The organism is Amycolatopsis sp. NPDC051758, from assembly GCF_044453095.1.
Lineage (GTDB): Bacteria > Actinomycetota > Actinomycetes > Mycobacteriales > Pseudonocardiaceae > Amycolatopsis.
Genome location: NZ_JBITCJ010000002.1, coordinates 1,363,244 through 1,370,629, shown reverse-complemented (window position 1 = coordinate 1,370,629; position 7,386 = coordinate 1,363,244). Strand labels below are relative to the sequence as shown.

The following is a 7,386-nucleotide window of genomic DNA, read 5'->3' as shown; positions in this document are numbered from 1 at the left end:
TCGTGTGGACTAGAACCGCCGACGAAATCCTGGACAGCCTCGCCGGCTACTGCACCCAGATACTTACGACGCGAACCTCTAACTCGGATCACTAGGCCGAGGCCGCACTCGGCCGGGGCGACAAGGTGGCCGCGACCGCCCGGAACGTCGGGGCCCTCACCGACCTGGTCGACCGCTACGGCGATAATGTGCTGCCGATCACCCTCGACGTCACCGACAAGTCCGCGGTGGAGCAGGCCGTGAAGACGGCCCACGCCCATTTCGGGCAGCTGGACGTCGTGGTCAACAACGCCGGATACGGCTTGTTCGCTATGACCGAGGAGGTCACCGAGCAGCAGGCTCGCGAGCAGTTCGAGACCAACGTCTTCGGTGCGCTGTGGGTGACCCAGGCGGTGCTGCCGTACCTGCGGGAGCAGGGCTCGGGACACCTCATCCAGGTCTCCTCGATCGGCGGCTTGCGCGCGTTCCCCGGCCTTGGCATCTACAACGCGTCGAAGTGGGCACTGGAAGGGCTGAGCCAGGCACTCGCCGCCGAGGTTCACGGCTTCGGCGTCAAGGTCACGATCGTCGAGCCTGCCGGCTACGCCACGGACTGGGGCGGCAGCTCGGCGGTGCACTCCGAGCACGTGCTTGCCTACCAGGGTGTGCGCGAGGCCATCGCCGCGTCCTGGAGCGGGTCGACGTACGGCGACCCACAGGCAACCGCCCCGGCCATTCTCCAGGTCGTCGACGCGGAGGAGCCGCCCCTGCGGATCTTCCTCGGCACTGGCCTGCTCGACGCCATGCGTGACGAACACACGCAGCGCGTCGCGACGTGGGAGGAGTGGAACCCGGTCTCCGAAGCGGCCATGGGCAGCCAACCCGCCTCCTGACACCCGTTCGCGTGACGACACCGATCCGAGCAGCGAATCGTGGACGAACCCACACCGGCCGAACCTGCTGACGCACCGTCCGGGCCGAACCAGCGCACGGTCATCACCGCCATGACCGTTGCCGGGGCCGCCATGGCGGTGGACAGCTCGGACGCCTTGGCGCCCCTGGCGCGGGCCGCGGCGGAGACTGCCGAGACGCCGCCGGGCGGTGTCGTCACGTTGACGGTCAACGGCAGGCGGTCCACCGTGACCGTCGATACCGCACTTCGTTGCTGGACCTGCTGCGCGAACACCTGGGCCTGACCGGCACCAAGAAGCGCTGCAGCGCCGGCGCCTGCGGGCGTGCACGGTCCAGGTCGACGGGCGCCGGGTCAACTCGTGCCTGACGCTGGCGGTCCGGCTGGACGGGGCGGAGGTCACCACGATCGAGGGCCTCGCCCCCGGTGACACGGCTCTGCACCCGCTGCAGCAGGCGTTCATCGACGAGGACGCTTTCCAGTGCGGTTTCTGCACGTCCGGGCAGATCATGTCCGGCGTCGGCTGCATTGGTGAGGGGCACACCGGCTCCGCGGCGGAGATCCGGGAGTGGATGAGCGGCAACCGCTGCCGCTGCGGGTGCTAGGTGAACATCGTGCGCGCGGTCGACCAGGCCGCGCGAGGGAAGCGACGGCTCATGTATCCCTTTTCCTTCACCAAGGCGCCGTGCAAGTCATACTCGCGGATTCGTCCGCCGACATGCGGACGGCGTGAGCGATAGCAATGACGCTGCGCTACTATGAGCGCATGATCTCCCCAAACACGGGAGATATCCCACGTATGGGGGTTCAAGTCCCCCTTTGAACACACAGACGTGGGAAATTTCCCGTCTCTCGTTTTCGCCGCGTAGTTCCGGCAACTGGCGCGGTTGCTCGAGGTGTAGATCTGAGGCGAACTTCAATGTGCGGCTACAGCTCAACTCGGTCCTCGGACGCGATGAGCTGGTTGCAACTGCAGCGGGCTGCCTGCGGCTCGCCACGAGTTACTCGCTGTCGATCATGCGAGCGATGCCTCGTGGCGAGCCGACGTTCCACTAGGTTTGATATCCGGCAGAGTGCTTGCGGCTGATCACGGACTCTTCTCTGGTGAAGGTTCAGATTCGAGTGCTAGCGGGTGTGGTTCTCCGGTAAGGGCTGCGAGTGCGGTGGCGACTTCCTGGACGGTGCCCTCTACGTAGGTAAGGGTTGTCCCGCTTCGGCGGCTGGTCGCATGGCCCGCGAAGGCGGCTGCGACGGCGTACCCGAAGTTTCGTTCAACCCAGGTCAATGTGGTGTAGCGCAGCCAGTGTGCGGTCACTCCGAGCGTGCTGATCCACGACTTGTAGCGGCCGAGGCGCTGCCAGAGACGGTCGTAGTAGCCACTCGTCAGGGGATCGCCGTTGCGGTAACGCAGGAGGCGGCCCTCAGGATCGTGTGGAAAGTTCCGTTGTCGATCGTGGTGTATCAGGGCGTTCATGAGGGTGGGGGAGACGGGTTGGTCCCGGACGGTGTTTCCCTTCTCGCGTAGGCGCACGGTCATCTGGTCTCGGTTGAGGTCGCGGCTGCGCAGCATGAGCGCGCCGTTTCGGCGGCATGCGGTCTCGGTGTGGAGGCGGATCACCAATGTGTCCAGTTCTGGGTCTTTTCCGGTGGTGGCGGCGCCTTCGTTGATGTCGGTCAGCTGCGAGTTCGACAGGGCGTGGCGAGGACTCCTGCGTCGAGTCGGTTTGCTGAGGGCGGCTGCCGGGTTTTCGGTGGCGAGCAGGTGCTTGTCGGCGATTGCTTGGCGGTAGAGGTACTTGACGGCGTCGACGAAGTTGGCCATGGCGCCGTAGCCGCCTCGGGAGTTCTTCCTGGTGGTTGCCTGTTGCTGGACGGTGACGGCGAGCTGCATGAGCTCGGTGGTTGTCGGTTCGGTGATCTTTCGGGAGCCCCAGTCGGAGACCAGGACCCGCCAGTAGTTGATCCAGTTGCTGGCGGAGTTCGCGTTGGCGGTCGCTGCGATGCGTGGGACGAACTCGGCGAATGTCGGAACTGCGCGGGTGGTGACGTCGGCTTTCGTCAGGTCGTTCAGGGACAGGCCCATGCTGTTCAGCAGCAGCATCGCCGCGGCTACCAGGTCCGTTGGCTTCTCTTGCTGGTCAGCAGTGGTCATGACGTGGCCTCCGGGACGAGGTTGTGGTGATGGTTGCTCAGGAGCTGGTCGAGGGCGGCCATGGTGTGGACGAGCAGGAGGTCGTGGCGGGTGCTGGCGGCGAGGAGGACCTGGTCGCCGGCGTTGAGGGCGCATCGGGCGCGAAGGCTGGCGGGGATCCGAATCCGTCGTCGGCCTGACAGCTCGAACGCTCCGGACGTATCACGCCGGATGATGACTGCCTCGCTTCCGTGAGCGGTGGCGGTCAGGCGATCGGTAGCCGACCACTGGAGCCTGGCCACCATCGACTGCTCAGTGACACGGCCGGAGCTGTCCAGCCGGCTCATGGCGTAGGACCAGGTCGCTCCAGGGAGCGGTGGCGACACATCGCCGACGACCAATCGTCCCCGGATAGTTCGGCCGGAGTCATGCCTCGGTGACAGAGTGTGACCACGGGGGATCAAGGGCTGGACGGGGTCAGACACCGGCGCACCTCGTCCTGGGAGTGACGGGCACCGACGCCTCGAGCCGCCGTGCCATGCGTCCGCCCACGTCGAGGAGGGCACGAAAGCGATCTACACACCGTGACGAATGAACACGCAGGGTTTCAGCGTGGTGTGATGTAGGTCGGTCTTGTGAGTGGGGATGTATCCCGCATAATGGCCACTTAGCGACTGCTTAGCATGTGCCGCGCACCACAGCGAAGGAGACACACTGTCGTGAACTCGTTCAAGGATCGCGTCGCGATCGTCACCGGGGCCAGCCGGGGGATCGGGCTCGGGATCGCGAAGACGCTCGTCGAACGCGGGGCCAAGGTGTGCATCACCGCGCGCAAGCCCGAGGCCCTCGAGGAAGCGGTCAACGAGCTCGGCGGTCCGGACGTCGCCATGTTCGTGCCCGGCAAGGCCGATGACACCGACCACCAGGACGAGGCCGTCGCGAAGACGATCGAGACCTTCGGGCGGCTCGACTACCTGGTCAACAACACCGGCATCAACCCCGTCTACGGTCCCACGCTGGACATCGACCCCGCCGCCGCGGCCAAGATCCTCGGGGTGAACGTGCTCGCGCCGCTGGGCTGGACCAAGCGCGCCCGTGACGCGTGGATGGGGGAGCACGGTGGCGCCGTGGTCAACGTCGCCTCCGTTGCCGGCCTCGGCGCTTCGCCCGGCATCGGGATGTACGGCGTCAGCAAGGCCGCGCTGATCCGGCTGACCGTCGAGCTCGGTGCGGAGCTCGGGCCGAAGATCCGGGTCAACGCCGTCGCCCCGGCCGTGGTCAAGACGAAGTTCGCGACCGCGCTCTACGAGGGCCGCGAGGAGGAGGTCGCCTCCGCCTACCCGATGAAGCGGCTCGGCATGCCGTCCGACATCGCGGGCGCGGTCGCCTTCCTGCTGTCGGACGACGCGGGCTGGATCACCGGCCAGACCATGGTGCTCGACGGCGGCGTGACCCTGGGTGGTGGCCTGTGACCGGCGTTGTCGTCACCGGGGGTGGCGGCGGCATCGGCGCCGCGCTGGCCCGCCGCTTCGCCGCCGACGGTGCTCGGGTGGTCGTCGCCGACCTCGACGGGGACAAGGCCGCGGAAATCGCGAAAGAGGTCGACGGGACGGCGTTCGCGGGGGACGTCGCCAGTCCTGAAGGGGTCGCGAAGCTGATCGAGAGCGCGCGGGAGACCCTCGGCGAGATCGACGTCTTCTGCGCCAACGCGGGCATCGCGCCCTTCGGTGGCGCGGAAAGCCCCGAAGAGGTCTGGGCGCGCACCTGGGAAGTCAACGTGATGGCCCACGTCCGCGCGGCCAACCTGCTGCTGCCCGCGTGGCTCGAGCGCGGCAAGGGCCACTTCGTCGCGACCGTGTCCGCCGCCGGGCTGCTCACCAGCCTCGGCTCGGCGCCGTACTCGGTGACCAAGCACGGCGCACTGGCCTTCGCCGAATACCTGTCCGCGACCTACCGGCACCGTGGCATCACCGTGCAGGCGATCTGCCCGCAGGGTGTGCGCACCGCGATGCTGGAGAGCACCGGCACCGCGGGACAGCTGCTGATGGGCGCGTCGGCGATCGAGCCGGAGCAGGTCGCGGACGCGCTGTTCACGGCGATCGAGGAGGAGCGCTTCCTGGTCCTGCCGCACCCAGAGGTCGCCGGCTACTACGCCGCGCGGGCCACCGAAACCGATCGCTGGCTCGGCGGGATGAACAAGCTGCAGCGCAAGGTCGAAGCGGCGCTCGAGGCGGAATGAGCTGGCAGCCGGAGGTCGACGAGATCGCCCGGCGGCGTGCGCTGGCCGAGCGCATGGGCGGGCCGGAGAAGGTGGCCCGCCAGCACGCCGCCGGGCGCTCGACGGTCCGCGAGCGGATCGCGGCGCTCGCCGACCCCGGCAGCTTCGACGAGATCGGCGCGCTCGCCGGCACCGCGTCCTATGTGGACGGCGAGCTCGAAGCGTTCACCCCGGCCAACTTCGTCATCGGCACCGCGCGGCTCGACGGCCGCCGGGTGGCGATCGGTGGTGACGACTTCACCGTGCACGGCGGCGCGGCCGACGCCGCGATCATGGAGAAGCAGGTTTACGCCGAGCGGCTCGCGAACGAGCTCGGACTGCCCGTGGTGCGGCTGATCGAGGGCACCGGGGGCGGCGGCAGTGTCAAGATGCTGGAGCAGCACGGCTTCACCTACGTCCCGGTCAACCCGGGCTGGGACCTGGTGGTGGACAACCTCTCGACGGTGCCGGTGGTGGCGCTCTGCCTCGGCCCGGTCGCCGGGCTCGGCGCCGCGCGGGCGGTGATGTCGCACCTGAACGTCCTGGTCGAAGAGGTCGGACAGCTGTTCGTCGCCGGGCCGCCGGTGGTGAAGCACGCGACGGGGGAGGACCTCACCAAGGAAGAGCTCGGTGGCGCTGACGTCCACCGGCGCAGTGGCGCCGTGGATCGCATCGTGGCGTCCGAAGCCGAGGCTTTTGCGGTCTTGAAACAGTTCCTGTCCTATCTGCCGTCCTCTGTGGATTCCTTGCCGCCGGTGACGTCCACCGAGGACCCGCCGGACCGGCGCGACGAAGCACTGCTGTCGCTGGTGCCGCGCAACCGCCGGCAGCCCTACCGGCTGCGGCCGCTGCTCGACGGCGTCTTCGACGAGGGATCGGTGTTCGACTACGCCGTGTCGGGCGGCCCGGCCTACGCGGGACTCGCCCGGCTGAACGGGCATCCGGTCGGCGTGCTCGCCACCGACCCGTACCGCGGCGCGACGCTCACCCCCGAGGGTGCCGACGTCATGACCCGGCTGGTCGACCTCTGCGAGACGTTCCACCTGCCGCTGGTGTCCCTGACCGACCAGGCCGGCATGGTGATCGGCGCGGCGGCCGAACGTGCGGGCGCGATCCGGCACGGCGCCCGCGCTGTCACCGCGGTCTACCAGGCGCGGGTGCCGATGGCCGAGGTGATCGTCCGGCGCGTGTTCGGTGTCGGCGGCGCGGGCCAGGTCAACCGGCACCGGCTGGTCCGCCGCTGGGCGTGGCCTTCGGGCGACTGGGGTTCCCTGCCGGTCGAAGGCGGGATCGAGGCCGCCTACCGCGCCGAGCTCGACGCGGCCGACGACCGGGCCGCCCGGATCGAGGAGATCCGGACGCGCCTGGACGCCGTGCGCTCGCCGTTCCGCACGGCGGAGCGGTTTTCGGTCGAGGACGTCATCGATCCACGTGAGACCCGCGCCCGGCTGTGCGACTGGATCGGTGACGCCTACGCCGTGCTGCCGAAGCTGGTGGGCCGCCCGTCGTTCGGGATGCGCCCCTAGCGGAGGACGCGATACCAGTTCGGCGCCATCAGTTCCAAGGGGACGGTGGTCCCGCCCGGGTGAGCGAAGATCCGGACGCCGTCCCCGAGCAGGACGGGGACAGGCATCGCGAGGATTTCGTCGAGGAGCCCGGCTTCGAGGCACTGGCGGGCGACGTCGGCACCGAGGACGTTGACGTATTTGTCCCCTGCGGCCGCTTTTGCCGCTTCGACCGCGTCGGGCAGGTTGCCGACGAAGGTCACGCCGGGCACGGGATCCGCGGCGCGGTGGGTGAGCACGAACTGCGGCCCTTCCCAGCCCCCGCCGAACGCCTTGCCTTCCCCTTCACCGCCGCGGTGGGGGTCGTCACCGCCGAACGTCCGCCGGCCGACGAGCAGCGAGCCGATGCGCGGGATCAGGTTGTCGACCACCGGATCGGGGCCGAGGTACGGGGTCAGCCAGGACATGTCGCCGCCGGGGCCGGCGAGGAAGCCGTCGAGCGACATGCTGAAGCCGTAGAGCAATTTTGCCACGGTGTCTCCTTGAGGCGGTTTCGCGGACCTCGGTACTGACGCCGGCGGCCGGAAAAGTCATCGGCTTCACC

At 68.6% G+C, this 7,386-nt stretch carries 6 protein-coding genes and 2 pseudogenes; 5 read left to right on the top strand and 3 right to left on the bottom strand.

Going from position 1 to position 7,386, the window contains the following annotated elements; translation table 11 throughout:
• Positions 1 to 107: 107 nt before the first annotated feature.
• Both ACIA5G_RS15280 and ACIA5G_RS15275 read left to right on the top strand, forming a co-directional pair.
• Positions 108 to 872 (top strand): annotated as a pseudogene (locus ACIA5G_RS15280) (SDR family NAD(P)-dependent oxidoreductase); the annotation flags it as partial.
• 132 nt (positions 873 to 1,004) lie between these two features.
• Positions 1,005 to 1,494 (top strand): annotated as a pseudogene (locus ACIA5G_RS15275) ((2Fe-2S)-binding protein).
• Between the two features lie 482 nt (positions 1,495 to 1,976).
• On the opposite strand, the gene ACIA5G_RS15270 reads toward ACIA5G_RS15275, so the two are convergent.
• Positions 1,977 to 3,041, bottom strand: coding sequence for a tyrosine-type recombinase/integrase (locus tag ACIA5G_RS15270; RefSeq protein ID WP_395923490.1), 1,065 nt, complete (start codon positions 3,039 to 3,041; stop codon positions 1,977 to 1,979).
• Positions 3,038 to 3,367, bottom strand: a complete 330-nt coding sequence (locus ACIA5G_RS15265) for a hypothetical protein (RefSeq protein ID WP_395923489.1) — start codon at positions 3,365 to 3,367, stop codon at positions 3,038 to 3,040. The genes ACIA5G_RS15270 and ACIA5G_RS15265 overlap by 4 nt, the downstream gene beginning before the upstream one ends.
• Before the next feature lie 372 nt (positions 3,368 to 3,739).
• Between ACIA5G_RS15265 and ACIA5G_RS15260 the strand changes: the two genes are divergently transcribed.
• From ACIA5G_RS15260 to ACIA5G_RS15250, 3 genes are read left to right on the top strand one after another with little or no spacing between them, the layout of a single operon-like run.
• The gene (locus ACIA5G_RS15260) at positions 3,740 to 4,492 is read left to right on the top strand and encodes an SDR family oxidoreductase (RefSeq protein ID WP_395923488.1); all 753 of its coding nucleotides are present in this window, start codon (positions 3,740 to 3,742) and stop codon (positions 4,490 to 4,492) included.
• Positions 4,489 to 5,259 carry an SDR family oxidoreductase gene (locus ACIA5G_RS15255; protein ID WP_395923487.1) on the top strand — a complete coding sequence of 257 codons (771 nt, stop codon included), beginning with the start codon at positions 4,489 to 4,491 and terminating at the stop codon, positions 5,257 to 5,259. Before ACIA5G_RS15260 ends, ACIA5G_RS15255 begins: the two co-directional genes overlap by 4 nt.
• The gene (locus tag ACIA5G_RS15250) at positions 5,256 to 6,803 is read left to right on the top strand and encodes an acyl-CoA carboxylase subunit beta (RefSeq protein WP_395923486.1); all 1,548 of its coding nucleotides are present in this window, start codon (positions 5,256 to 5,258) and stop codon (positions 6,801 to 6,803) included. The genes ACIA5G_RS15255 and ACIA5G_RS15250 overlap by 4 nt, the downstream gene beginning before the upstream one ends.
• Here ACIA5G_RS15250 and ACIA5G_RS15245 read toward each other — a convergent pair.
• On the bottom strand, positions 6,800 to 7,315 hold the full coding sequence (locus ACIA5G_RS15245) for a dihydrofolate reductase family protein (RefSeq protein WP_395923485.1): 516 nt from the start codon (positions 7,313 to 7,315) through the stop codon (positions 6,800 to 6,802). The genes ACIA5G_RS15250 and ACIA5G_RS15245 overlap by 4 nt on opposite strands.
• Between the last annotated feature and the right edge of the window lie 71 nt (positions 7,316 to 7,386).

What these genes read in the sequence shown, in the direction of transcription:
- ACIA5G_RS15270 (WP_395923490.1), bottom strand. Translation starts at nt 3,041, where the DNA reads ATGACCACTGCTGACCAGCAAGAGAAGCCAACGGACCTGGTAGCCGCG.
- ACIA5G_RS15265 (WP_395923489.1), bottom strand. Translation starts at nt 3,367, where the DNA reads ATGAGCCGGCTGGACAGCTCCGGCCGTGTCACTGAGCAGTCGATGGTG.
- ACIA5G_RS15250 (WP_395923486.1), top strand. Translation starts at nt 5,256, where the DNA reads ATGAGCTGGCAGCCGGAGGTCGACGAGATCGCCCGGCGGCGTGCGCTG.